This window comes from Streptomyces sp. NPDC025651 (assembly GCF_055558735.1).
Window position 1 is genome coordinate 49,478 of the sequence record NZ_JBVHLZ010000013.1, and the last position, 21,936, is coordinate 71,413.

Annotated in this window: 22 protein-coding genes, 5 tRNA genes and 4 pseudogenes; 20 read left to right on the forward strand and 11 right to left on the reverse strand. The window is 69.9% G+C overall.

From position 1 onward, the window contains the following. Positions 1-111: 111 nt before the first annotated feature. Complete coding sequence (locus tag ACZ4D5_RS35920; RefSeq protein ID WP_467776690.1) at positions 112-498, forward strand: tautomerase family protein; 387 nt, start codon at positions 112-114, stop codon at positions 496-498. 67 nt (positions 499-565) lie between these two features. On the opposite strand, the gene ACZ4D5_RS35925 is transcribed toward ACZ4D5_RS35920, so the two are convergent. Both ACZ4D5_RS35925 and ACZ4D5_RS35930 read right to left on the reverse strand, forming a co-directional pair. Beyond that, positions 566-1,150: a GTP-binding protein gene (locus ACZ4D5_RS35925; protein WP_030361923.1), complete on the reverse strand. Its 585-nt coding sequence runs from the start codon at positions 1,148-1,150 to the stop codon at positions 566-568. Next, positions 1,131-1,259: pseudogene (locus tag ACZ4D5_RS35930) on the reverse strand (DUF742 domain-containing protein); the annotation flags it as partial. The gene ACZ4D5_RS35925 and the pseudogene ACZ4D5_RS35930, both read right to left, overlap by 20 nt. Positions 1,260-1,527: 268 nt before the next feature. On the opposite strand from ACZ4D5_RS35930, the pseudogene ACZ4D5_RS35935 reads away from it, so the two are divergent. The 3 pseudogenes from ACZ4D5_RS35935 to ACZ4D5_RS35945 all read left to right on the forward strand — a co-directional run. Next, positions 1,528-1,659, forward strand: a pseudogene (locus ACZ4D5_RS35935) (DUF742 domain-containing protein); the annotation flags it as partial. 122 nt (positions 1,660-1,781) lie between these two features. After that, positions 1,782-1,892 (forward strand): annotated as a pseudogene (locus ACZ4D5_RS35940) (roadblock/LC7 domain-containing protein); the annotation flags it as partial. A 160-nt stretch (positions 1,893-2,052) separates the two neighbouring features. Continuing rightward, positions 2,053-2,455, forward strand: a pseudogene (locus tag ACZ4D5_RS35945) (nitrate- and nitrite sensing domain-containing protein); the annotation flags it as partial. Here the strand turns inward: ACZ4D5_RS35945 and ACZ4D5_RS35950 are convergent. From ACZ4D5_RS35950 to ACZ4D5_RS35970, 5 genes are all read right to left on the reverse strand, one after another. Then, positions 2,419-2,766: a hypothetical protein gene (locus ACZ4D5_RS35950; RefSeq protein WP_467776821.1), complete on the reverse strand. Its 348-nt coding sequence runs from the start codon at positions 2,764-2,766 to the stop codon at positions 2,419-2,421. The pseudogene ACZ4D5_RS35945 and the gene ACZ4D5_RS35950 overlap by 37 nt on opposite strands. A gap of 483 nt (positions 2,767-3,249) precedes the next feature. After that, positions 3,250-3,834, reverse strand: coding sequence for a GTP-binding protein (locus ACZ4D5_RS35955; protein WP_467776691.1), 585 nt, complete (start codon positions 3,832-3,834; stop codon positions 3,250-3,252). Next, the gene (locus tag ACZ4D5_RS35960; protein WP_467776692.1) at positions 3,815-4,219 is read right to left on the reverse strand and encodes a DUF742 domain-containing protein; all 405 of its coding nucleotides are present in this window, start codon (positions 4,217-4,219) and stop codon (positions 3,815-3,817) included. The genes ACZ4D5_RS35955 and ACZ4D5_RS35960 overlap by 20 nt, the downstream gene beginning before the upstream one ends. 140 nt (positions 4,220-4,359) lie before the next feature. Continuing rightward, the gene (locus tag ACZ4D5_RS35965) at positions 4,360-4,773 is read right to left on the reverse strand and encodes a roadblock/LC7 domain-containing protein (RefSeq protein ID WP_467776693.1); all 414 of its coding nucleotides are present in this window, start codon (positions 4,771-4,773) and stop codon (positions 4,360-4,362) included. Between the two features lie 9 nt (positions 4,774-4,782). Next, positions 4,783-8,673 carry a sensor histidine kinase gene (locus tag ACZ4D5_RS35970; protein ID WP_467776694.1) on the reverse strand — a complete coding sequence of 1,297 codons (3,891 nt, stop codon included), beginning with the start codon at positions 8,671-8,673 and terminating at the stop codon, positions 4,783-4,785. 575 nt (positions 8,674-9,248) lie between these two features. Here ACZ4D5_RS35970 and ACZ4D5_RS35975 point away from each other — a divergent pair. The 9 genes from ACZ4D5_RS35975 (at position 9,249) to ACZ4D5_RS36015 (ending at position 13,232) form a co-directional block, all read left to right on the forward strand. Continuing rightward, positions 9,249-9,449, forward strand: coding sequence for a hypothetical protein (locus ACZ4D5_RS35975; RefSeq protein WP_467776695.1), 201 nt, complete (start codon positions 9,249-9,251; stop codon positions 9,447-9,449). 81 nt (positions 9,450-9,530) lie between these two features. Beyond that, the gene (locus ACZ4D5_RS35980) at positions 9,531-10,328 is read left to right on the forward strand and encodes a fumarylacetoacetate hydrolase family protein (protein WP_467776696.1); all 798 of its coding nucleotides are present in this window, start codon (positions 9,531-9,533) and stop codon (positions 10,326-10,328) included. Next, complete coding sequence (gene gltX / locus ACZ4D5_RS35985) at positions 10,321-11,793, forward strand: glutamate--tRNA ligase (protein ID WP_467776697.1); 1,473 nt, start codon at positions 10,321-10,323, stop codon at positions 11,791-11,793. Before ACZ4D5_RS35980 ends, gltX begins: the two co-directional genes overlap by 8 nt. Before the next feature lie 93 nt (positions 11,794-11,886). After that, entirely contained in the window at positions 11,887-12,615 is a 729-nt protein-coding gene (locus ACZ4D5_RS35990; RefSeq protein WP_467776822.1) for an HAD family hydrolase, read from the forward strand. A gap of 88 nt (positions 12,616-12,703) precedes the next feature. Then, a tRNA-Gln gene (locus tag ACZ4D5_RS35995) sits at positions 12,704-12,775 on the forward strand. A gap of 40 nt (positions 12,776-12,815) precedes the next feature. Further along, positions 12,816-12,888 (forward strand) — tRNA-Glu (locus ACZ4D5_RS36000). A gap of 62 nt (positions 12,889-12,950) precedes the next feature. After that, positions 12,951-13,023 (forward strand) — tRNA-Glu (locus ACZ4D5_RS36005). Between the two features lie 21 nt (positions 13,024-13,044). Beyond that, a tRNA-Gln gene (locus ACZ4D5_RS36010) sits at positions 13,045-13,116 on the forward strand. Positions 13,117-13,159: 43 nt separating this feature from the next. Next, a tRNA-Glu gene (locus tag ACZ4D5_RS36015) sits at positions 13,160-13,232 on the forward strand. 40 nt (positions 13,233-13,272) lie between these two features. On the opposite strand, the gene ACZ4D5_RS36020 is transcribed toward ACZ4D5_RS36015, so the two are convergent. Next, positions 13,273-13,956 (reverse strand): MerR family transcriptional regulator, encoded by a 684-nt coding sequence (locus tag ACZ4D5_RS36020; protein WP_467776698.1) that lies wholly within the window; start codon positions 13,954-13,956, stop codon positions 13,273-13,275. Positions 13,957-14,062: 106 nt separating this feature from the next. On the opposite strand from ACZ4D5_RS36020, the gene ACZ4D5_RS36025 reads away from it, so the two are divergent. After that, complete coding sequence (locus ACZ4D5_RS36025; RefSeq protein ID WP_467776699.1) at positions 14,063-14,548, forward strand: DUF4188 domain-containing protein; 486 nt, start codon at positions 14,063-14,065, stop codon at positions 14,546-14,548. A gap of 180 nt (positions 14,549-14,728) precedes the next feature. Here ACZ4D5_RS36025 and ndgR read toward each other — a convergent pair whose 3' ends face one another. Further along, on the reverse strand, positions 14,729-15,445 hold the full coding sequence (ndgR, locus tag ACZ4D5_RS36030; RefSeq protein WP_055698144.1) for an IclR family transcriptional regulator NdgR: 717 nt from the start codon (positions 15,443-15,445) through the stop codon (positions 14,729-14,731). Positions 15,446-15,625: 180 nt separating this feature from the next. Here ndgR and leuC point away from each other — a divergent pair, with 180 nt between their 5' ends. The 4 genes from leuC to ACZ4D5_RS36050 all read left to right on the forward strand — a co-directional run bounded on the left by leuC (position 15,626) and on the right by ACZ4D5_RS36050 (position 18,976). Further along, complete coding sequence (gene leuC, locus ACZ4D5_RS36035) at positions 15,626-17,050, forward strand: 3-isopropylmalate dehydratase large subunit (protein ID WP_467776700.1); 1,425 nt, start codon at positions 15,626-15,628, stop codon at positions 17,048-17,050. A 5-nt stretch (positions 17,051-17,055) separates the two neighbouring features. Continuing rightward, positions 17,056-17,649, forward strand: a complete 594-nt coding sequence (gene leuD, locus ACZ4D5_RS36040; protein WP_467776701.1) for a 3-isopropylmalate dehydratase small subunit — start codon at positions 17,056-17,058, stop codon at positions 17,647-17,649. A gap of 247 nt (positions 17,650-17,896) precedes the next feature. Further along, positions 17,897-18,133: an SCO5555 family protein gene (locus tag ACZ4D5_RS36045; RefSeq protein WP_362340034.1), complete on the forward strand. Its 237-nt coding sequence runs from the start codon at positions 17,897-17,899 to the stop codon at positions 18,131-18,133. Between the two features lie 162 nt (positions 18,134-18,295). Continuing rightward, positions 18,296-18,976, forward strand: a complete 681-nt coding sequence (locus tag ACZ4D5_RS36050; RefSeq protein ID WP_467776702.1) for an HU family DNA-binding protein — start codon at positions 18,296-18,298, stop codon at positions 18,974-18,976. 147 nt (positions 18,977-19,123) lie between these two features. Here the strand turns inward: ACZ4D5_RS36050 and ACZ4D5_RS36055 are convergent, their stop codons facing one another. Both ACZ4D5_RS36055 and cofC read right to left on the reverse strand, forming a co-directional pair. Beyond that, positions 19,124-19,327: a hypothetical protein gene (locus ACZ4D5_RS36055; protein ID WP_030787468.1), complete on the reverse strand. Its 204-nt coding sequence runs from the start codon at positions 19,325-19,327 to the stop codon at positions 19,124-19,126. 14 nt (positions 19,328-19,341) lie between these two features. Continuing rightward, positions 19,342-19,977: a 2-phospho-L-lactate guanylyltransferase gene (gene cofC / locus ACZ4D5_RS36060; protein ID WP_467776703.1), complete on the reverse strand. Its 636-nt coding sequence runs from the start codon at positions 19,975-19,977 to the stop codon at positions 19,342-19,344. A gap of 143 nt (positions 19,978-20,120) precedes the next feature. On the opposite strand from cofC, the gene ACZ4D5_RS36065 reads away from it, so the two are divergent. Both ACZ4D5_RS36065 and ACZ4D5_RS36070 read left to right on the forward strand, forming a co-directional pair. Beyond that, the gene (locus tag ACZ4D5_RS36065) at positions 20,121-20,903 is read left to right on the forward strand and encodes a lysophospholipid acyltransferase family protein (protein ID WP_467776704.1); all 783 of its coding nucleotides are present in this window, start codon (positions 20,121-20,123) and stop codon (positions 20,901-20,903) included. A gap of 74 nt (positions 20,904-20,977) precedes the next feature. Further along, positions 20,978-21,928 (forward strand): NAD(P)H-dependent glycerol-3-phosphate dehydrogenase, encoded by a 951-nt coding sequence (locus ACZ4D5_RS36070; RefSeq protein ID WP_467776823.1) that lies wholly within the window; start codon positions 20,978-20,980, stop codon positions 21,926-21,928. Positions 21,929-21,936: the final 8 nt, after the last annotated feature.

A 21,936-nucleotide genomic window follows, 5' to 3' on the forward strand; every position in this document is an offset into this window, starting at 1 on the left:
GGCGGCCTCATACGTCGATGACGGCTATGCGTTGGATCAATGGTGCCAGGCGGGGCGAGAGTTGCTCCGGGCCGCCGGACCGGCGGCCCTCCCGAAGCACCGAGGAGAGCCATGCCCCACATCAGGGCCACCGTCACCGACCCCGACCTGCCCGCCGACGTCCGAGACGCCCTGGCCGAGGGCCTGACGCGCCTCGCGGTCTCGGCCCTCGGCAAGTCGAGCGCACGCACCATCGTCCACCTCGACCTGGTCCCGGCCGACCGCTACCACGTCGACGGCAAGCCGCTGACCGCGGCCAGGGACGCGCACCTGGAGGTCAGCATCACCGCGGGCACCAACAGCGCGGCGGAGAAGGCCGAGTTCATCACCGGCGCCGCGGCCTTCCTCACGGACCTGCTCGGCCCGCTCGCCCGCGGCGGCGTCGCCCTGCACGAACTGCACCCCGAGAGCTACGGCTACCAGGGCGTGACCCAGTTCGACCACTACCGCCACAACTGACAGGGGCCCGCACGCGCAAGCGTGCGGGCCCTCATCCGCGTACGGGTAAAAAGGCGTGCGCGAGGAACTACCGCAGGCGCGCCATCAGGGCGTGCTCGACCAGAGTGATCAGCGCGCTCTTCGCGTCCGCGCGGTGGCGGGCGTCCGTCGTGATGATCGGGGTGTCGGGCCCGATCTGCAGCGCCTCGCGCACCTCGTCGGGCGTGTACGGCTGGTGGCCGTCGAAGCCGTTGAGGGCGATCACGAAGGGAAGTCCGGAGTTCTCGAAATAGTCGACGGCGGGGAAGCAGTCGGCGAGCCGCCTCGTGTCGACCAGGACGACCGCGCCGATGGCGCCACGGACCAAGTCGTCCCACATGAACCAGAAGCGGTCCTGACCCGGCGTACCGAAGAGGTACAGGATCAGGTCCTGGTCCAGGGTGATGCGACCGAAGTCCATGGCCACCGTCGTGGTGGTCTTGTCTCCGGTGTGGGTGAGGTCGTCGATGCCCGCGGACGCGGACGTCATCACGGCCTCGGTGCGCAGCGGGTTGATCTCAGAGACCGCCCCGACGAACGTGGTCTTGCCCACGCCGAAGCCGCCCGCCACCACGATTTTCGCGCTGGTGGTGGAGCGGGCTGTTGCTCCGCCGCTAGAGCTTGCGAAGTCCACTGAGCACCCTTTCGAGCAGTGTCACGTCTGGCTGGCCGCCGGCGGACTCGTCGCCGCCGGGCTGATGGATGGCGACAAGTCCGGCCTCCGCCAGGTCGGCTACGGCAACACCCCCAGACGGTTCGTCATCGGCGAACTGGTCCCCTGGTCATGGCCAGGGAGGCCAGCACGACGGCGGCCCGAACAGGTACAACTTCCCCTCCGCACCCAGCCACCGCCGTCAGCCGTACGCACAGCCCCAGCAGCCGGGGCCGCGTCCGTACGACCAGGGTGCCCCGGCGCAGGCGCCCCGTATCCAGCCCGTGCAACCCCAGCGGCGCGCCCCCGAGCCGGCGCCCGCGGGCTCGGCGAACAACCCCCTCGTGCGCCCGTACGCCATGACGGGCGGCCGCACCAGGCCCCGTTACCAGCTCGCCATCGAGGCGCTGGTGCACACCACCGCTGGGCCGCACCAGCTGCAGGGCCAGTTGCCCGAGCACCAGCGGATCTGCAACCTGTGCCGCGAGATCAAGTCAGTGGCTGAGATCTCGGCACTGCTCTCCATTCCCCTCGGCGTCGCCCGAATCCTCGGGTGGGCGAGAACGGCGAGCGAGGAGCCGTCGGAGATGGACATGATGAAGAGAAATCCTCGGATGCGGACATCGGTCTCATTGGGTACGAGATGGCACTTCTTGTCGACCGCGCGGGCACGGTTCTCACTCCGGACCTGCGCGCGGAGCTTCAGGGGAGCCTTCTCAACTAACAGACAGACGGTGCGTTTTCGCGTCCCGGGGCCGTAAGGTTTCGGGACGCGGCTCCACAGTGATGGTGCCCGGCACAGTTGGAGGAGGAAGCAACGTGTAGTCGAGGGAGGCCCGCACCAGGCGGGCGGTGCTCTCGGCGTCCTGGGCCTCGCTCCAGGTGTCGATGGAGCTCTTGACCTCGGCAACCGCCTCATCGAGGAGCGGGACATCTCCGCCGCTCCGCTCCTGAACGGCGACCGGAACAACGCGGCCGTCGTCAAGGCCCGCAAGGCCACGGACAAGGCCGCCGCCGCGTTCAAGGCGGCTTCGCAGGACATGCCCGACAAGGAAGGCCTCCAGCGCCGTCTCGACGCCTTCCACAAGGTGGAGCCGCACCTGGGGCCGCTGCGCCAGAACGCGTACACCACCAAGCTCCCCGGCGTGAAGACCCGAAGAGGGCTACGTCGCCATCCAGCACCCCCTGATGGAGTTCGCCAACGAGCTCGGTCTGGGCACCGGCAACATCACCAGCTACGGCCGCACCGTCTACGCGATCTCCCTCTCCAAGGCCGCGCTCTCCCTGTCACTGCCCGCAGTGCGTCCCCGCTGGACGCCGCGGCGCAGGTTGCTCAGTCTGCCCCGTACGTCCTCGGGGTCGCGGGAGACCTGGGGGCCGCCCTGCGGGGTCTGTTCCGCCGTGCCCTCGACCAGATTGGCCTTGGGCACCCGCCGCGGGAGCCCGGACGAGGTGACCCCGCCCGCCTTCGGCTCCTTGAGGCGCTCGGCGCGCTGCCAGCGCTCGTCGTTGAAGCCGCCCATGACCAGGCCGACGAGCACGGGTATGAGCAGGATCGCGTTCAGCCGGGTCGGCACACGCCAGTTGCGGGGAGACATCCGTCCGCCGGAGGCAGCCTCGGGCTCATTGCCGGGTGTGGCGGCCACGTCAACGGGGGACGCCGCTGCGCGCGGCGGCGGGGTGAAGTTGCCCCGCGCGTCCCCGGTGGGGGGTGCCGCGGGGCTCGGCTTGCTTCGCCTCACTCGACCAACAACCTCTCGGCGGCGGCACTCACGTCGTGCCGCTGTCGTCTCCAAGGCCCGTGCTACTGGGCAGTTCAGCGCATTCCAGCACGTCAGGGGCCGCTGTTCCAAACAGTGGGAAGCGGAACTTCCGAGTGGTGTAAGCCTCAGATAAATCGGTCATAAAGAGCGAGCCCCGCCAAAAGGCGGGGCTCTTGTGAGCACAGCGACACCAGATGACCGCGATGTGTGGCGGTCACCGGGTAATTCTCTGTCGAAACGTTATGAACACGGCGTGCGGCCGTGTCAAAGGACACAGGCCGCTCCGTGCGATCTACGGCAACTGCCGTATGGCCCCGCCTACTTGAGACGTGCCATAAGTGCGTGCTCGACCAGCGTGATCAAGCCGCTCTTTGCGTCCGCACGGTGTCGCGCGTCGGTCGTGATGATCGGCGTACCGTCCCCGATCTGCAGCGCCTCGCGTACCTCGTCGGGCGTGTACGGCTGGTGGCCGTCGAAGCCGTTGAGGGCGATGACGAAGGGCAGGCCGCTGTTCTCGAAGTAGTCGACCGCCGGGAAGCAGTCGGCGAGACGGCGGGTGTCCACGAGGACGACGGCGCCGATGGCACCGCGCACCAGGTCGTCCCACATGAACCAGAAGCGGTCCTGACCCGGCGTGCCGAAGAGGTACAGGATCAGATCCTGGTCGAGCGTGATTCGGCCGAAATCCATCGCCACCGTCGTGGTGGTCTTGTCCCCGGTGTGGGTCAGGTCGTCGATGCCCGCGGACGCGGACGTCATCACGGCCTCGGTGCGCAGCGGGTTGATCTCGGAGACCGCCCCGACGAACGTGGTCTTGCCCACGCCGAAGCCGCCCGCCACCACGATCTTGGCGGAAGTGGTGGAACGGACCGCGCCCGAACCGCTAGAGCTTGCGAAGTCCACTGAGCACCCTTTCGAGCAGTGTCACGTCAGGCTGGCCGCCGGCGGACTCGTCGCCGCCGGGCTGGTGGATGGCGACGAGCCCGGCCTCGGCCAGGTCGGCCACGAGGATCCGGGCGACGCCGAGCGGCATCGAAAGGAGTGCCGAGACCTCGGCCACCGACTTGACCTCACGGCACAGGTGGCAGATGCGCTGGTGCTCGGGGAGCAGCCCCATCAGCTGGGCCGGGTCGGCCGTGGTGCTCACCAGCGCCTCGATCGCGAGCTGGTAGCGGGGCCGGGTCCGGCCGCCGGTCATCGCGTAGGGACGCACCAGCGGCTGGTCGCCCTCCATTCCGTACGACGCGTCATGGCCGTACGGGTTGTGAGAGGCGGTGGGCGGGGTCATGGATCCTCCGGGCGGGACAGCAGGTCATCTGCGTGTGCCGTCTGACAGAGCCGGTGGGGGCAGTGTGGCGGCCGGACGGTTGGTCAGTACGTTCGGTCGGTGGGGCGGCCGAAGGGGCGGAAGCTTCGAAGCCGGCGGGCCTAGTGGAGCAGGCTGCCCTGGAGCTCGGCACGGAGGTCCGGGGTCAGGACGGCGCCCGCGCGGTCGACGAGGAGCGCCATCTCGTACCCGACGAGGCCGATGTCGCACTCGGGGTGCGCGAGCACGGCCAGGGACGAGCCGTCGGAGACGGACATGATGAAGAGGAACCCCCGCTCCATCTCCACCACGGTCTGCGTGACGGGGCCGCCCTCGAAGATCCGGGAGGCCCCCGCGGTCAGCGAGGTCAGCCCGGAGGCGACCGCGGCGAGCTGGTCGGCGCGGTCGCGCGGGAAGCCTTCGGACATGGCCAGAAGGAGGCCGTCGGCGGAGACCACGACCGTGTGGGACACCCCGGGGGTGTTGTCCACGAAGTTGGTGATCAACCAGTTCAGATTCTGTGCCGCCTGGCTCATCGGACTCAACTAACGCTCCTGCTGGTGAGTGGGGAAACTGCCGGTCTGGCCGGAACCGGCCTGGCGACCCTGCTGGATGCCCCGACGGAGATTCGTCAGCCGGCCGCGTACCTCTTCGGGCGCACGCGAGACCTGCGGACCTGTGCTGTCCTGCTGCTGCTGGGCCGTGCCCGCGACCAGGTTGGCCCGCGGGACGCGGCGCGGCAGTCCGGATGTGGTGACGCCGCCCGCGGAGGGCTGCCGGACGCGCTCGGCCTGGCGGCCCAGCTCGTCGTTGGGGGAGGAGCGCCAACCGGTGGGCGTGCCACCGCCGTTGGTGCCACCGCCGCCCGCGGGCGCGGCCGCCGGGTCCTGGCGCTGGGGGCGCGAGGGGAGCGGGCGCTGCGGCGGCTCGGGGGCCCGACGGCCCTGCTGCTCACGCTCCTGCTGCTCCTGCTGCTGTGCGGCGTGCCGGTTCTGCGGATCCTGCTGCGCGGGCTGCTGGTTCTGCGGCGCGGCCTGCTGCTGGTTCTGCTGCTGGAACCAGTTGGTCTCCAGCGTGTCGTACAGCGGCGTGCGGCCGTCGCCGGGACCGGCCGCGGGGAGCAGGTCCTCGGGCTGGGCGGACTGGGGCTGCGTGGACTGCGGCTGCGCGGACCGGGGCTGCGGCGACTGCGGCTGCTGCGGCGAGGTCTGCGGCTGCTGGGGGATGCCCTGGCCGGGGTCGATCTGACCGCGGCGGGGGGCCGGCGGGCGCGGCACGGTGTAGTCGGGCATCTCCCGACTGCCGCGCTGCGCGAGGCCGTTGGCCTGACCCGGCAGGGGGTCCGTCAGCGGGTCGTTCAGCGGATCCTGCTGCCGGGCCTGCTGCTGGTTGTGCTGCTGACCCTGCTGCGCGGGCTCCTGGCCCTGCGGCTGGTGCCGCTGGGCGTCGCCCGGGCCCTGGCCGCCGCCGAAGACGTCCGAGCGGACGAACTGGCCGGTGGAGCCGGTGTCCTGCGCCGCGGGGGTGCCGGGCGGCGGTCCGTCGAAGTCGGGGCGGGCGAACTCGGCGGTGGAGCCGGGGCCCTGCCGGTCGTCCACGCCCGCGCCCGCGCCGGCCGTGGGCTGCGGGAACTGGCCCGTGGACTCGTGCTCCTCGTGACCGCGCGGGGCGTCGAAGGGCTCGCGCGACACCTGCGGCTGCGCGTTCTCGTCGCTCCAACTCGGCACGCGGGGCTGCGGGTTGCCACCCGGCAGCTCGGCACGCGGCCCTCCGCGCGGCGGCAGCTGCGGCCTGCGGCCCTGGTCACCGGCGTCCGCCGGCGGGTTCATCGCATTCGTACGCTGCTGGGGAACCGGAGGCTGCGGGGCGTTGCCGCCACGGCCGCCCTGCGGCGCCTGCGGCTGACGGCCCTGGCCCGGTCCCTGCTGGCCCTGCTGCTGCACGGGCTGCCCCGGCTGTCCCTGCTGCGGAGCGGCAGGCGGACGCTGCTGTCCGGTCTCCCGGGCGGGCAGCGCGGCCCGCGGACCGGAGCCCGCGACCTGCTGGCGCGACGCACCGGCACCGGTACCGAGCCGTCCCGGACCACCCGGAGCACCGGCACCCGGGCCGCTGCCGAGGGCGGGGCCGCCACGGCCGGGCCCACCGGCGAGGCCGGGGCCACCGCCGAGCGCGGGGCCGTTGTTGCCCGCGCCGACGCCGCGGCGCGCGGCCGCGGCACCCGCGGCGGCCTGAGCGGCGGCGGGGCCACCGGTCGGGCCGGGGGCACCGGGCTTGCCCGGCGCCTTCTTGCCGCCCTGGGCCACGTCGACGGGGAGCATGACCAGCGCGGTCGTACCACCGGAGTCGGACGGGCGGAGCTGGATGCGGATGCCGTGGCGCTGCGACAGACGACCGACCACGAACAGACCCATGCGGCGCGAGACCGAGACGTCCACGGTGGGCGGCGAGGCGAGCCGCTCGTTGATCGCCGCGAGGTCCTCGGGCGAGAGGCCGATGCCGGTGTCGTGGATCTCGATCAGGACGCGCCCGTCGGGCAGCGCGTGACCGGTGACCTTGACCTTGGTCTGCGGCGAGGAGAAGGAGGTCGCGTTCTCGAGGAGCTCGGCGAGGAGGTGCACGAGGTCGTTGACGACGCGTCCGGCGACCTCGGTGGCGGGCACCGCGGCGAGCTCGATGCGCTCGTACTGCTCCACCTCGGACGCGGCGGCACGCAGCACGTCGACGAGCGGGACGGGCCGGGTCCACCGGCGGCCGGGCTCTTCACCGGCGAGGACGAGGAGGTTCTCACCGTTACGACGCATACGCGTGGCGAGGTGGTCGAGCTTGAACAGCGAGGACAGCTGGTCCGGGTCGGCCTCGCGGGACTCCAGCTCCGAGATGAGCGAGAGCTGGCGCTGGATGAGGCCCTGGGAGCGGCGCGAGAGGTTGGTGAACATCGCGTTGACGTTGCCCCGCAGAAGGGCCTGCTCGGCGGCGAGGCGGACGGCCTCGCGGTGCACGTCGTCGAAGGCCGCGGCCACCTGGCCGATCTCGTCGCGGGAGTGCACACCGACCGACTCGACGGAGGTGTCGACGTCCTGCGGGTCCGACTCCGAGAGCTGCTTGACCAGCTCGGGCAGGCGGTCCTGGGCGACCTTGGTCGCGGTGTCCTGCAGGCGGCGCAGCGAGCGGATCATGGACCGGGCCACGACGAAGGCGCCGACGAGCGAGACGCCGAGCACGAGCAGGATCAGCGCACCGTTGAGGATGGCCGACTGCTCCGACTCGTTGCGCAGCTCGCGGGCCTTCTGCTCCATCTCGCCGAGCAGCGTCAGCTCGATCTTGGCCATCGCGTCGATCTTGGTGGTGTCCGCGTCGACCCAGTCCTTGTAGGACCGCTTGTCCTGGAGCTTGATGCCGCCCTCCTGCTCGAGGACGCGCTTGGCGTACTCGTTGGCGGCCTTGACCGCGGGGTTGCCGCCGTCGATGGGCTTGGTGAGCTCCTCGGCGTTGCCCGCGTAGATCTTGCTGAACGTCTGGAGCTCCGAGCGCTCCTTCTCGTTCGCGCTGAGGCCGAAGGTGCGGTCGGTCTCGGAGATCTTGCCGTACTCGTCGTCGTTGGCCGGCAGGGCCGCGGCGATGATCGCCCGCTGGACGGACGCGTACTCCTTGGCCGAGGAGAAGGCGGCCAGGGCGCGGGTGCGCTGGATCATGTCCGGGTTGCTGGTCGCCTGCGCCATGTCCTGCGACAGCGCGAGCAGCTGCTCGACGAGCTGGCTGTAGGCCTCGACGGTCTGCGAGGTGGACTTCTCGTCCTTGAAGGCGTCCTTGCGGACCTTGTTGATGCCCTGGAGCTGCTGGGTGATCTGGACCGCGCTGTGCCGGACGCCGAGGAGGCCCTTCTCGCCGTCGGTGTCGTTCAGGTCCTGGGTGCCCTGCAGGAAGTTCCGGTACACCCGGTCGGTCTTGTCGCGCGCGCCCTTGACCGTGTAGTCCGTGGCCTTCGCGCCGTGGGCGAGCGGGCCCGCCGACTTGTCGCGCTCCTCCTGGAGCGCCGCGGCCAGCTCGGTGGCCTGCTTGGTCATGTCGGTCAGCAGCTTCATGTTGTCGAGCTGCTGGATCTCGTCCATGGACGAGTTGATGCGGAGCGCGCCGAGTGAGGTCGCGGTGATCACGGGGAGCGCGAGCAGCGAGACCAGGCGGGTGGAGATGCGCCAGTTGCGCAGGGCTATTCGGGAGCCGGGACCCGTGGGCGACTTGGCTCCGGCCGAGCTCTTGCCCTTGGCCGGGGCGGCCTTCGGGCCGCTCTCGCCGGGCGTGCCCGGTGCGGGGTTCTGGGCGTGCTGGGGAGAGGCGCCGCGGTCCGTCCCGCCGCGCTCCGGCTCCGCAGCGGCTTCCCCTCGGCCCTGGCGGGCCTGGGGAGACCCCGCGCCATCCCTCTTGAAACGTCCCTGCACTAGCGTCGCAACCTCTGGACCAGGCGTCCTGCCGCTCGGCGGCCGGACGGTGTCGGCGTCGTGGGGCGGCAAGCGCCCCATGGATGGTCGTGAGTGAGCCGGCGCTGCTCCCCCTTCCCGCCGCCACTCGGCGCTGCGTTGCGCCCCTGCGCGCCGGTTCGATCCCGCGGCGGTCCCGGGAATTCCAGCACAGTGCCGGATCTCCAACAAGGCCCGTGTGTCGCGCCGCGACCTACGTGACGCCGTGTGAGTGCGGAGTCACGAGACGTAGAAAGTGATCTAGGAGAAAACGGACTGATCGCCGCAAAGCTTCCGCCGGTGAGGGGTGTCCCAGTCTTCATGATCAGGAGCGGAATGGTGCCTTCAGTGGCGCAATGTCCGTTTTCAAGCGGCCGATCCCCGGGGTGACTTGCCCTTTTTGTCGGCTGACTCGTGAGCAAACTCACATGAAGATCATGGCCTCTTCTGGACTTTGGCCGGGAATTGGATGTTTAGCCTGACGCTTTACAGGGATGGCGAATCCGACAAGCTGCGTCCGTCAGAAGACGCCTGGACCGACAGGGCCTGAACACCAGATGAAGACTGTGAAGTCGACGATGTTCCGCAACATAGCCAACCCGCGCCGCACCACTCTCGCGCACCTCAAGGACGCCGACGAGATGCAGGCGGCGCCGCAGCAGCCGGAGCACGCCGTCGAACTGCCGACGCAGACCGCCAACCCCAAGCGCACGATCCTCATGGACGCGCCCGAGGCCCAGACTCCCGTCGCGGGCTGACGAGCGGCAGGTCGGGACGGTCCGCCGCGTTAGCCTGGAGCGTCAGACTCCACCCATTCCCATCAAGGGGCTAAGGCTCTCGTGCGCATCGCCAGGTTCTCCATCGACGGCAATGTCGGCTACGGCGTAGTCGAGGGGGAGAGCACCCCCGGTAAAGAGGGCGAGCTCGTCCTCGACATCATCAAGGGCATCCCGTACGCCGACTTCGAGCTGTCCGGCACCAAGGTCCCGCTGAGCAAGGTCCGCCTGCTGCCGCCGGTGCTCCCGAACAAGATCGTGGCCTTCGGCCGCAACTACAAGGAGCACGCGGCGGAGCTCGGCAACGAGGCCCCCGACGCCCCCTTCGCGTTCCTCAAGCCGTCCACCTCGCTGGTCGGCACCGGCGACGCCATCACGTACCCCTCGTTCTCCGAGGAGCTGCACCACGAGGCCGAGCTGGCCGTGGTCATCGGCCGCATGTGCCGCGAGGTCCCGCGCGAGCGGGTCAAGGACGTGATCTTCGGCTACACCTGCGCCAACGACGTCACCGCACGCGACGTCCAGCGCCGCGAGAAGCAGTGGGCCCGCGCCAAGGGCTTCGACAGCGCCTGCCCGCTCGGCCCCTGGGTGGAGACCGGCATCGACCTGGCGGCCGCGAACGACCTCACCGTCCAGTGCACGGTCAACGGCCAGCAGCGCCAGCTCGGCAGCACCAGCGAGATGCTCCACCCGATCGAGGATCTGATCGTGAACATCTCCGAGGCCATGACGCTGCTCCCCGGCGACGTCATCCTCACGGGCACCCCGGCAGGGGTCGGCCCCCTCAACGTCGGCGACGAGGTCGCCGTCACCATCGAAGGCATCGGCACTCTCACCAACAAGGTGATCAAGCGTGGCTAACGCGACCCGCGTACGTTTCTGTCCCTCGCCGACCGGCAACCCCCACGTGGGTCTGGTCCGCACCGCCCTCTTCAACTGGGCCTACGCCCGGCACAACGAGGGCACCCTGGTCTTCCGCATCGAGGACACCGACGCGGCTCGCGACTCCGAGGAGTCGTACGAGCAGCTGCTCGACTCGATGCGCTGGCTGGGCTTCGACTGGGACGAGGGCCCCGAGGTCGGCGGCCCGCACGCGCCGTACCGCCAGTCGCAGCGCATGGACATCTACAAGGACGTCGCCACCAAGCTCATCGACGGCGGCTACGCCTACCCCTGCTACTGCACGACGGAGGAGCTGGACGCCCGCCGCGAGGCCGCCCGCGCCGCCGGCAAGCCGTCCGGCTACGACGGCCACTGCCGCGACCTGACCGCCGAGCAGATCGCGGCGTACGAGGCCGAAGGCCGCAAGCACATCATCCGCTTCCGGATGCCCGACGAGGCCACGACCTTCACCGACCTGGTCCGCGGCGAGATCACCGTCCAGGCGGAGAACGTCACGGACTACGGCATCGTGCGCGCCAACGGCGCCCCGCTGTACACCCTGGTCAACCCGGTCGACGACGCCCTGATGGAGATCACCCACGTCCTGCGCGGCGAGGACCTGCTCTCCTCGACGCCGCGCCAGATCGCCCTCTACAAGGCGCTGATCGAGCTCGGCATCGCCAAGGCGATCCCCGAGTTCGGCCACCTCCCGTACGTCATGGGCGAGGGCAACAAGAAGCTGAGCAAGCGCGACCCCCAGGCGTCGCTCAACCTCTACCGGGAGCGCGGCTTCCTCCCGGAGGGCCTGCTCAACTACCTCTCCCTCCTGGGCTGGTCGTTCTCGGCGGACCAGGACGTCTTCACGATCCCCGAGATGGTCGCCAAGTTCGACCTCGCGGACGTGAACTCCAACCCGGCCCGCTTCGACCTGAAGAAGGCCGAGGCGATCAACGCCGACCACATCCGGATGCTGGACGTGAAGACCTTCGCCGAGGCCTGCGCGCCCTGGCTGAAGGCCCCGCACGCCAACTGGGCCCCCGAGGACTTCGACGAGGCCGCCTGGCAGGCCATCGCGCCGCACGCGCAGTCCCGCCTGAAGGTCCTCTCGGAGATCACGGCCAACGTCGACTTCCTGTTCCTGAAGGAGCCGGTCGAGGACGAGGCGTCCTGGACGAAGGCGATGAAGGAGGGCTCCGACGCCCTCCTGCGCACGGCCCGCGCCAAGCTGGAGGCGGCCGACTGGACCTCTCCGGAGTCCCTCAAGGAGGCCGTCCTGGCCGCCGGCGAGGAGCACGGCCTCAAGCTCGGCAAGGCCCAGGCCCCGGTCCGCGTGGCCGTCACCGGCCGCACGGTCGGCCTGCCCCTCTTCGAGTCCCTGGAGATCCTGGGCAAGGACAAGACCCTGTCCCGCATCGACGCGGCCCTGACGAAGCTCACCGCGTAACAGCACCCCGCACCACGAAGGACCCGGAAGCCACCACGGCTCCCGGGTCCTTCGCATACGGTCGGAAGCATGCCGATCAAAGCGGTGGACCTCATGCCGATCAAAGCCGTGGTCTGGGACATCGACGACACGATCTTCGACTACGCGCGCGCCGACACCGCCGGCATGAACGCGCACCTCGTCGCCGAGGGCCTCCTGGAGAGGTACGAGAGCGCGGAGCGCGCCCTGGCGCTGTGGCGGCGCCTCACCGAGCGCCACTGGGCCCGCTTCGGCGCGGGCGAGGTCGCCTTCGAGGAGCAGCGCCGCGACCGCGTACGCGACTTCCTGGACGCCCCCGCCCTGGCCGACCCCGACGCCGACGCCTGGTTCGCGCGTTACGTCGGTCACTACGAATCGGCCTGGTCCCTCTTCCCCGACACCGTCCCCACCCTGGACGCCCTCGCCGGCGACTACCGCCAGGCGGTCCTCTCCAACTCCGCCCTGGCCGTCCAGGACCGCAAGCTGAGCGTCCTCGGCATCCGCGACCGCTTCGAGGCCGTCCTGTGCGCCGCCGACCTCGGCGTCTCCAAGCCCGCCGCCGAGGCCTTCCACGCGGTCTGCGCGACGCTGGGCCTTGACCCCGCCGAGATCGCCTACGTCGGCGACCAGCCGGAGATCGACGCGAGGGGCGCGAGGGACGCGGGCCTCGTCGGGATCTGGCTCGACCGCAACGCGGGCACGCAGGAAGGTCCGTCGGGCGTACACCGCATCACGCGCCTCTCCGAGCTCCCCGCGCTGCTGCGCGGGGATACCCGTTTTGGAGCGCCGTCCACCTTCGGGTAATGTTCTTCCTGCGCCGAGGGGAGCGGGACGAAAAGCCCGGAACCGGAAGCGCAAGCCAAGCAAAATCCCCCCGGGGGTTGCGTTTCGGTGGCCTATGGTGTAATTGGCAGCACGACTGATTCTGGTTCAGTTAGTCTAGGTTCGAGTCCTGGTAGGCCAGCTCGCAGAGCTCATCTGCAAATGTGGATCTCATCCACGAAGCCCCCGTTGTGTAGCGGCCTAGCACGCTGCCCTCTCAAGGCAGTAGCGCCGGTTCGAATCCGGTCGGGGGTACAGATCCTTCCCGCGGGAACAGATCGGGTCGCACCCACTGTTTCTGATGCAGGATCGCTAGGGCCCCCGTTGTGTAGCGGCCTAGCACGCCGCCCTCTCAAGGCGGTAGCGCCGGTTCGAATCCGGTCGGGGGTACTGAGTTGGTCTAAACCACATTGGTCTATGGTGTAATTGGCAGCACGACTGATTCTGGTTCAGTTAGTCTAGGTTCGAGTCCTGGTAGACCAGCTCGGATCTGCGGCGTTGTTCGTTGAACGCGTGCAAGATCCACGCCCCCGTTGTGTAGCGGCCTAGCACGCCGCCCTCTCAAGGCGGTAGCGCCGGTTCGAATCCGGTCGGGGGTACAGAACGGCAAGGGGCCTTCCCACTGGGAAGGCCCCTTCGTCATTCTCCCGTCGCCTCCGCGCCCCCTGCCGACCCCTTGGCCCCTTGCGCGAAGCGGCGGTTGGACTCCTCGGCCTGCGCGATGCGACGCAGGCTCAGCAGCACCGGCTCGTACAGCACCGTGAGCGCGACGGCCGCTTCCAGCTGCCGGTCCGGCGACTCGTACCGCTCGATCAAGTCCAGTTCCGAGACCGCCAGTTGGCGCCCCGCGCGCGCATAGGGCGCCAAGTCCTCGACGGCGCACGGATATCCGAGCCGGGACAGGGTGGCGACCGCGGTCACCAGCATCCGGTACGCCGGTGACTCGTCGCCGTACTCCTGCGCGTGCTCCCAGTCGAGCCGCTCCAGGAGTGCGTCGACCGTGCGGCTGGCCTCCTGCGCCGACGTGTCCCCCTCCGTGGGCTCGGGGCCGTGCGGCAGGGCCCATACCGCCGTGCCCAGACGGGAGTTGTGGTCCAGGGAGTCGTCCTCCAGGGCCGTCAGGACCTCGCGGGCCGAGGCGACGGGGACCCGGCCCACCTGGATCAGCGCCCGCACGAGGCGGAGCCGCTCCAGATGGGAGTTGTCGTACTCGGCCTGCGTCGCGGTCACGCGGTGGCCGGGCGGGAGCAGGCCCTCGCGCAAGTAGTACTTGATCGTCGCCGTGGGGATCCCGCTGCGCCGGCTCAGCTCCGCCAGTCTCATCGGCTCGTGCCTCCTCTTGCGTCTCCCTTTGGAGAGTGGCACTATCCAATCATGGATAGCAGAACTATCCAATGCTCGGCCAAGGCTCCATCAAGGGGGAAACGCCATGAGCGACAAGCCGATCGAAGGGCGCATGACCGCCGACGCGCAGGGTGGTGTGGTCGTCTTCCACATCGGGATGCGCATCAACAACTTCCGTGCCGTACGCAGCTGGTGGCCCGTCTTCCTGGCGATGCCGCGCATGCTCAAGGAGCTGTCGCGGGACCGGGGGAGCGGGATGCTGGGATACCGGCTGCTGCTCGGTGGGCCGCGTCTGATGTACGTGGTCCAGTACTGGGAGTCGCAGGAGAAGCTGCTCGCCTACTCGGCGGCGCAGGACAAGCAGCACCGTCCCGCGTGGGCGGCCTTCAACCGCCGCATCAGGGAAGGCAGGGGGAAGGTCGGCTTCTGGCACGAGACGTTCGTCGTGCCGGCCGGATCCCATGAGGCGGTGTACGTCAACATGCCCGCGTTCGGTCTGGCGGAGGCCACCGGCGTGATCCCCGTGGGCCGTCGCGGGGACCGGGCCGCCGATCGCCTCAAGGCGGCCTGAGAGGTCGGGGAGCGCTCGGGCGGGGGCGCGGGCGAAAGAAAGCGCCGGAAGGGGCCGCCGCGGCGTTGAGGCGGTCCCTTCCGGCGCTCTGTGTCTTGCTCTGTGGTGCTGGTGCTGGTGCTGGTGCTGGCGCTGGTGCTTTCGACGTCGGACGTCAGGCGCGTCAGGCGCGAGGTGTCGTCAGCCGGCGCGGCGCAGGGCCTCGGAGAGGCGTCCCGCCGCGTCGATGACCGCCTGCGCGTGCATGCGGCCGGGGTGGCGGGTCAGGCGCTCGATCGGCCCGGAGACCGAGACGGCGGCCACCACGCGGTTCGAGGGGCCGCGCACCGGCGCGGAGACGGACGCGACGCCCGGCTCGCGCTCGCCGATCGACTGGGCCCAGCCCCGGCGGCGTACGCCCGAGAGGGCCGTGGCCGTGAAACGGGCACCCTGGAGACCGCGGTGCAGGCGCTCCGGCTCCTCCCAGGCCATCAGGATCTGGGCCGACGAGCCCGCCTTCATCGTGAGCGTCGAGCCCACCGGGACGGTGTCCCTGAGGCCCGAGAGGCGCTCCGCCGCGGCCACGCAGATGCGCATGTCGCCCTGGCGGCGGTAGAGCTGCGCGCTCTCGCCCGTGACGTCGCGCAGGTGCGTGAGGACCGGGCCCGCCGTGGCGAGCAGGCGGTCCTCGCCCGCTGCCGCCGCGAGCTCGGCGAGGCGCGGGCCGAGAATGAAACGGCCCTGCATGTCGCGCGCCACCATCCGGTGGTGTTCCAGTGCCACGGCGAGTCGGTGGGCCGTGGGTCGTGCGAGCCCGGTGGCAGCGACCAAGCCCGCGAGGGTGGCCGGACCGGACTCCAGAGCGCTCAAGACAAGGGCCGCCTTGTCGAGGACGCCGACGCCGCTAGAGTTGTCCATGCGTCGATACTCCCGTCTCACTCTGTGAAACGCAAGTTCAAATTTCCGTGGAACCCGCCACGCTGTACGAGCGATCCGCGGACCAACGGATCGGCTGTCGAGGTGCGGCACGAGGGGTACGCGCGTCGGCGAACGGATTCTCTAGTTGGGCCGGCGATGCGGCCGGTCGGAGGGAAAGCGATGGGTAGGACACTCGCGGAGAAGGTCTGGGACGACCACGTCGTCCGGCGCGCCGAGGGCGAGCCCGACCTCCTCTTCATCGATCTGCACCTGCTGCACGAGGTGACCAGTCCCCAGGCCTTCGACGGCCTCCGTCAGGCCGGCCGTCAGGTGCGGCGGCTCGACCTCACCATCGCGACCGAGGACCACAACACCCCGACCCTCGACATCGACAAGCCCATCGCCGACCCGGTCTCGCGGGCGCAGCTGGAGACGCTCCGCAAGAACTGTGCCGAGTTCGGCGTGCGGCTGCACCCGCTGGGCGACGTCGAGCAGGGCGTCGTCCACGTGGTGGGACCGCAGCTGGGACTGACCCAGCCCGGCACCACGGTCGTCTGCGGCGACTCGCACACCTCCACCCACGGCGCCTTCGGCGCGCTGGCGTTCGGCATCGGCACCTCCCAGGTCGAGCACGTCCTCGCCACCCAGACGCTGCCGATGGCCCGCCCGAAGACCATGGCCATCACCGTCGACGGCGAACTGCCCGACGGCGTCACGGCCAAGGACCTGATCCTCGCGATCATCGCGAAGATCGGTACCGGCGGCGGCCAGGGCTACGTCCTGGAGTACCGCGGCCCGGCCATCGAGAAGCTCTCGATGGAGGCCCGCATGACCATCTGCAACATGTCCATCGAGGCGGGCGCCCGCGCCGGGATGATCGCCCCGGACGAGACCACCTTCGACTACATCAAGGGCCGCGCCCACGCCCCGCAGGGCGAGGACTGGGACGCCGCGGTGGCGTACTGGAAGACCCTGAAGACCGATGACGACGCGGTCTTCGACGCCGAGGTCTACATCGACGCCGCCTCGCTGGCGCCGTTCGTGACCTGGGGCACCAACCCCGGCCAGGGAGCGCCCCTTTCGGGACACGTCCCCGACCCGGCTTCGTACGAAGACGCTTCGGAGCGCAACGCCGCCGAAAAGGCCCTGGAATACATGGGGTTGACCGCCGGGCAGGCGCTGCGCGACATCAAGGTCGACACCGTCTTCGTAGGCTCCTGCACCAACGGCCGCATCGAGGACCTGCGCGCGGCCGCCTCCGTCGTCGACGGTCGCAAAGTCGCCGACGGCGTACGGATGCTGGTCGTCCCCGGCTCGGTCCGGGTCGCCCTGCAGGCCGTCGAGGAGGGCCTGGACAAGGTCTTCACCGCCGCCGGCGCCGAATGGCGGCACGCGGGCTGCTCGATGTGCCTGGGCATGAACCCCGACCAACTGGCCCCCGGCGAGCGCTCGGCGTCCACGTCGAACCGCAACTTCGAGGGCAGGCAGGGCAAGGGCGGCCGCACCCATCTGGTCTCCCCGCAGGTCGCCGCGGCCACCGCGGTCACCGGCCACCTCGCCTCGCCCGCCGACCTGTCCGACGCCCCCGTGACCGCCGGAGTCTGAGAACCATGGAAGCTTTCACCACGCACACCGGCCGGGCCGTTCCGCTGCGCCGCAGCAACGTCGACACCGACCAGATCATCCCCGCCCACTGGCTGAAGAAGGTCACCAGGGACGGCTTCGAGGACGGTCTCTTCGAGGCCTGGCGCAAGGACTCCGAGTTCGTCCTCAACCGCCCCGAGCGCCAGGGCGCCACGGTCCTGGTCGCCGGACCGGACTTCGGCACCGGATCCTCCCGTGAGCACGCCGTGTGGGCGCTGCAGAACTACGGCTTCAAGACCGTCATCTCGTCCCGCTTCGCCGACATCTTCCGCGGCAACTCGCTGAAGAACGGCCTGCTCACCGTCGTACTCGACCAGAAGGTCGTGGACGCGCTCTGGGAGCTGACCGAGAACGACCCGCAGGCCGAGATCACGGTGGATCTGCAGGACCGCCAGGTCCGCGCGGAGGGCATCACCGCCGACTTCGAACTCGACGAGAACGCCCGCTGGCGGCTCCTGAACGGCCTGGACGACATCAGCATCACGCTGCAGAACGAGGCGGACATCGCCGCGTACGAGACCGAGCGCCCCTCGTACAAGCCGCGGACCGTCCAGGTCTGACGTCCCGCAAGACCTCGCAACACCCTGATGTACCCCCAATCGTGGACGGTTGGGGGTACATCTGTGTGCGCCCGGCCGGGGCCCCCGATGACCTGAACGGGTGGTCTCAACTCCCTTGCTCCCGAAGGAAGAAGAGGCCGGAAATCCCCTTGTACTTGGCCTGTCGGGGTACCCTCAGGAGGGCCGTGGATGGCGGTAGTTACCCCCTGCGGAGGCGACAACTCGCCCCAGATGGCACAATCGGTGCATGGGACGTGACAGCCAACTCGAGCTCTACGGGCTCGTCGCGGACCAACTGAAGGAAGCGCACTCACGGGTGCGTGCACTGCAAGTCCCGGAGGGCGTACGGATGGCGCTGACCCGGAAGCTGCTGGTCATTACGGCCGCGGCCAAACACGATCTCGCCGATGCGGCAAGGCGTCTGGAGCGATTGATGGCGTCCCTCGACGAAGCGGACGAGGGCCGATTCCCCGAAGACACCTGAGTGTCAAGCCTCAACGGGCCTTCGAGGAACTCCGAGATGGGCCAGTTCGTTGCGGCACAAGGGTGATTAGCCCGTTTCGTGTTTGATTTGCGGTATATATCTGCCTAACGTGCGAAAAAGCCGGAGTATTTCGCTCCCGGCAATGTCTCCGAAGGGGAAGACGTGAACAAGGCGCAGCTCGTAGAAGCGATTGCCGACAAGGTCGGTGGCCGTCAGCAGGCCGCCGACGCCGTGGACGCGGTCCTGGACGCCATCGTCCGTGCCGTCGTCAGCGGGGACCGTGTTTCGGTCACCGGCTTCGGCTCGTTCGAGAAGGTCGACCGTCCGGCCCGTTACGCCCGCAACCCGCAGACCGGGGAGCGCGTGCGGGTCAAGAAGACCTCCGTTCCGCGCTTCCGTGCGGGCCAGGGCTTCAAGGACCTGGTGAGCGGCTCGAAGAAGCTCCCGAAGAACGACGTCGCGGTCAAGAAGGCGCCCAAGGGCAGCCTGACCGGCGGTGCTTCGGCGACGGTCAAGAAGGCCGCGGCCAAGAAGGCCACCGCCAAGAAGGCGACGGCGAAGAAGACCACCGCCAAGAAGACCACCGCCAAGAAGACCACGGCGACGGCGAAGAAGGCGACGGCGAAGAAGACGACCGCCAAGAAGACCACCGCCAAGAAGGCGACGGCGACGGCGAAGAAGGCCACGGCGAAGAAGACCACCGCCAAGAAGGCCGCTCCGGCCAAGAAGGCGACGGCCAAGAAGACCGCGCCGGCGAAGAAGGCCACGGCGAAGAAGGCGCCCGCCAAGAAGTCGACGGCGCGCAAGACGACCGCCAAGAAGGCCACGTCCCGCAAGAAGTAAGGGCACGAGGGCACTCACGCGCCGGGCCGGGCTCCCACGGGGGAGCCCGGCCCGCGTCGTGTGTCCAAGCGCCGTGTTGTCCAAGAGCGTGTGCCTGTGGGCGTCCTACGCGCGCGGGATGCCCAAAAACCCTGCGGGGCCCGACGCTCAGAAGGTCTGCAGGGTCACCAGGGTGATGCGGCGGGCCTCGCCCTCGCCGTCGACCTCGATGCGCACGCGCTGCCCAGGCCGCAGCAGGCGCAGCCCGCCCGCGTCGAACGCGGGGGCCTCGAAGGGCACGGGAGTCCCGTCGTCGAGCAGCACGCTGCCGCTGCGGGTCTCTGAGTCGTACGTGTACGCGGTCGCCTGCATGGAGAGCAGCGTACTCAGTCGGAGATGAGCAGTCGGGCGGCGGCCGCCGTGGTGCGCGGGCCGACGCCGAGCGCGAGAGCGGCCCGCAGGTCCTCTCCGGTGTCCACGTCCTGGCGTACGGAGTCGACGCCGCCGAGCGCGAGTTCCACGGCGCCGGACGCCGCGTGACGGGCCCGGGATGCCGTGCCGAACGCGGGGCGCAATTCCGTGCCCGCCGTCGCCGACAGCAGTGTTGTCCCGATTCCCGCGGCATCCGGCATGAATGCGCGGGGGAATTGGGCGGCGTCGTCGAGAGCGCGGGCCAATTCCGCGGGGCGCAGCGCCGGCAGATCGGCGTTCAGGGCCGCGACGGGCGCTTCGGGGCGTTCGGCACGCACGAGGGCCGCTCCGTGCGCGAGAGCGGCGTTCAGGCCCCCTCCCGGCGCGTCCGGGACGATACGGGCGCCCAGGGCCGCGAGCTCGCGTCCCGCCAGGGCGTCGTCCGTGACTACTGCCACATCCCGCACCGCCGGGCAGGCCGTCGCCGCGGCCACGGTGTCCTGCGCGAACGCCAGGGCGAGGTCCGGCCGCAGGCCGTCCCCGGAGGCCGGGGCGAGCCTGCTCTTGGCGCGCGCCAGCGGTTTCAGGGGTATGACCAGGGTCCACTGCACGGGCGCTCCGTCCTTCTCGTCGCGCCCATTGTGACCTGCTGGGGAGCAGGGGCCGTGAGGGCGGGCGTACGGTGTTCTCGACAGACCGGCAGCCTGGGGCGACACTTGTGCGGCCGACCAGGTTCATGGAGGAAGGTGTCCGCGTGTCCCGCCGCAGAATCGGCTTCTGGTACCGCCTTGCGGCGGTCATCGCAAAACCGCCGCTCGTGGTTCTGTTCAAGCGGGACTGGCGTGGAATGGAACACATTCCGGCCGACGGAGGATTCATCACGGCGGTGAATCACAACTCCCATATCGACCCGTTCTCGTACGCCCACTTCCAGTACAACACCGGACGGGTGCCGCGATTCCTGGCAAAGGACGGCCTTTTCAAACGCGGCTTTGTCGCCAAAGTGATGAAGGGCACGGGCCAGATCCCGGTCTACCGCGAGACCACGAACGCGCTCGACGCCTTCCGCGCCGCGGTCGACGCCATCGAGCGCGGTGAGTGCGTCGCCTTCTACCCCGAAGGCACCCTCACCAGGGACCCCGACATGTGGCCGATGACGGCCAAGTCCGGTGCCGCGCGGGTCGCCCTGAAGACCAAGTGCCCGGTGATTCCCGTCGCACAGTGGGGCGCCAACCTCGCCCTGCCGCCGTACAGCAAGAAGCCCGCCTTCTTCCCGCGCAAGACGCTCCAGGTGAAGGCCGGGGCGCCCGTCGACCTGTCGCGCTTCTACGACAAGGAGCCGACGCCCGAGGTGCTGCGCGAGGTGACCGAGACCATCATGGCCGCGATCACCGAACTCCTTGAGGAGATCCGGGGCGAGAAGGCCCCCGAGACGCCGTACGACCCGCGCAGGGCGCGGTTGGAGCAACGACGCAAGGCCGCGGGCGGCAGCGCCGCGCGGAGCACCGCAGAGAGCACCTCGGAGGACAGCAAGTGACGAACCCCGTGAACTCGGCAGGCCCCGTGAAGGCCGCCGTCTTCGGAACGGGCTCCTGGGGTACGGCCTTCGGCATGGTGCTCGCCGACGCGGGGTGCGACGTCACCCTGTGGGGCCGTCGCGCCGAACTCGCCGACGCCGTCAACTCCACGCGGACCAACCCGGACTACCTCCCCGGCGTCGAACTCCCCGAGAACCTCAGGGCGACCACCGACCCGGCCGAGGCCGCCGCCGACGCCGACTTCACGGTGCTCGCCGTGCCCTCGCAGACGCTGCGCGGGAACCTCGCCGAGTGGGCGCCGCTGCTCGCCCCCGACACCGTCCTCGTCTCCCTCATGAAGGGCGTCGAACTCGGCTCCGCGATGCGGATGAGCGAGGTCGTCGAGGACGTCACGAAGGTCCCCGCGGACCGGATCGCCGTCGTCACCGGACCCAACCTCGCCCGTGAGATCGCCGCGCGGCAGCCCGCCGCCGCCGTGGTCGCCTGCCGGGACGAGGCCGTCGCGCAGCGCCTCCAGACGTCCTGCCACACGGCGTACTTCCGCCCGTACACCAACACCGACGTGGTCGGCTGCGAGCTCGGCGGCGCCGTGAAGAACGTCATCGGACTCGCCGTCGGCATCGCGGACGGCATGGGCCTCGGCGACAACGCCAAGGGCTCGCTCATCACGCGCGGCCTCGCGGAGACCACCCGCCTCGGGCTCGCCATGGGCGCCGACCCGCTGACGTTCTCCGGACTCGCGGGCCTGGGCGACCTGGTGGCCACCTGCTCGTCGCCGCTCTCGCGCAACCACACCTTCGGCACCAACCTCGGCAAGGGCATGACCCTGGAGGAGACCATCGCGGTCACCAAGCAGACCGCCGAGGGCGTCAAGTCCTGCGAGTCCGTGCTGGATCTGGCCCGCAGGCACGGCGTCGACATGCCGATCACGGAGACCGTCGTCGGGATCGTGCACGAGGGAACGCCCCCGATGGTCGCCCTGAAGGAGCTCATGTCGCGCAGCGCCAAGCCCGAGCGCCGCTGACTGTTTTT

Bases quoted from the DNA above. Each gene is read 5' to 3' on its own strand.
- ACZ4D5_RS35920 (WP_467776690.1), top strand. From the start codon at position 112: ATGCCCCACATCAGGGCCACCGTCACCGACCCCGACCTGCCCGCCGAC.
- ACZ4D5_RS35950 (WP_467776821.1), bottom strand. From the start codon at position 2,766: ATGTCTCCCCGCAACTGGCGTGTGCCGACCCGGCTGAACGCGATCCTG.
- ACZ4D5_RS35960 (WP_467776692.1), bottom strand. From the start codon at position 4,219: ATGACCCCGCCCACCGCCTCTCACAACCCGTACGGCCATGACGCGTCG.
- ACZ4D5_RS35965 (WP_467776693.1), bottom strand. From the start codon at position 4,773: ATGAGCCAGGCGGCACAGAATCTGAACTGGTTGATCACCAACTTCGTG.
- ACZ4D5_RS35975 (WP_467776695.1), top strand. From the start codon at position 9,249: ATGAAGACTGTGAAGTCGACGATGTTCCGCAACATAGCCAACCCGCGC.
- ACZ4D5_RS35990 (WP_467776822.1), top strand. From the start codon at position 11,887: ATGCCGATCAAAGCCGTGGTCTGGGACATCGACGACACGATCTTCGAC.
- ACZ4D5_RS36020 (WP_467776698.1), bottom strand. From the start codon at position 13,956: ATGAGACTGGCGGAGCTGAGCCGGCGCAGCGGGATCCCCACGGCGACG.
- ACZ4D5_RS36025 (WP_467776699.1), top strand. From the start codon at position 14,063: ATGAGCGACAAGCCGATCGAAGGGCGCATGACCGCCGACGCGCAGGGT.
- ndgR (WP_055698144.1), bottom strand. From the start codon at position 15,445: ATGGACAACTCTAGCGGCGTCGGCGTCCTCGACAAGGCGGCCCTTGTC.
- leuC (WP_467776700.1), top strand. From the start codon at position 15,626: ATGGGTAGGACACTCGCGGAGAAGGTCTGGGACGACCACGTCGTCCGG.
- leuD (WP_467776701.1), top strand. From the start codon at position 17,056: ATGGAAGCTTTCACCACGCACACCGGCCGGGCCGTTCCGCTGCGCCGC.
- ACZ4D5_RS36045 (WP_362340034.1), top strand. From the start codon at position 17,897: ATGGGACGTGACAGCCAACTCGAGCTCTACGGGCTCGTCGCGGACCAA.
- ACZ4D5_RS36055 (WP_030787468.1), bottom strand. From the start codon at position 19,327: ATGCAGGCGACCGCGTACACGTACGACTCAGAGACCCGCAGCGGCAGC.
- ACZ4D5_RS36070 (WP_467776823.1), top strand. From the start codon at position 20,978: ATGGTGCTCGCCGACGCGGGGTGCGACGTCACCCTGTGGGGCCGTCGC.